At 61.2% G+C, this 448-nt stretch carries 1 protein-coding gene; it reads right to left on the reverse strand.

All coding sequences use genetic code 11. The features are described 5' to 3' along the window. Positions 1–448, reverse strand: a 448-nt coding sequence (locus EN804_RS34640; RefSeq protein WP_135922305.1) for a TRAP transporter small permease, incomplete at both ends; no start/stop codon positions are given.

Genomic DNA, 448 nt, shown 5'->3' on the forward strand with positions numbered 1-448 from the left:
GACGAAACGTTCGGCAGCAAACAGCGCGATAAGGAAACCGCCGCCGATCAGCGGAAAGAAATCCGTCCCGCCCGGCCAGCCGAGAACAGGGATCGTCGCCGTCCATGTCCCCATGGCAAGCGAGGTGCCATACCAGGCCATGCCGGCACCGAAGAAAAAGATCAGCGCAAGGCTTGTCAGGTCCATGCCCTTCTGCACGCGCGGCGGCATCATATAGCGCAGAATATCGAGCCCCAGATGCACGCTCTCGCGCACGCCGACGGCGGCGCCAAGCATGATGAACCACGACATGAGATGCAGCGACAGCGGCTCAGACCAGCTGGGTGAATCGTTGAGAATGTACCGCGCAAAGACCTGCCCGCCGACGATAAACGTCATGGCGATCCTGCCGATACCGGCAATATAAAGCGACACGTGGCTGAGCGCGCCGAGAAAAGGGCGGATGGCC

The sequence above is a fragment of the Mesorhizobium sp. M8A.F.Ca.ET.161.01.1.1 genome (genome assembly GCF_004792105.1).
In the GTDB taxonomy this organism is placed as follows: Bacteria; Pseudomonadota; Alphaproteobacteria; order Rhizobiales; family Rhizobiaceae; genus Mesorhizobium.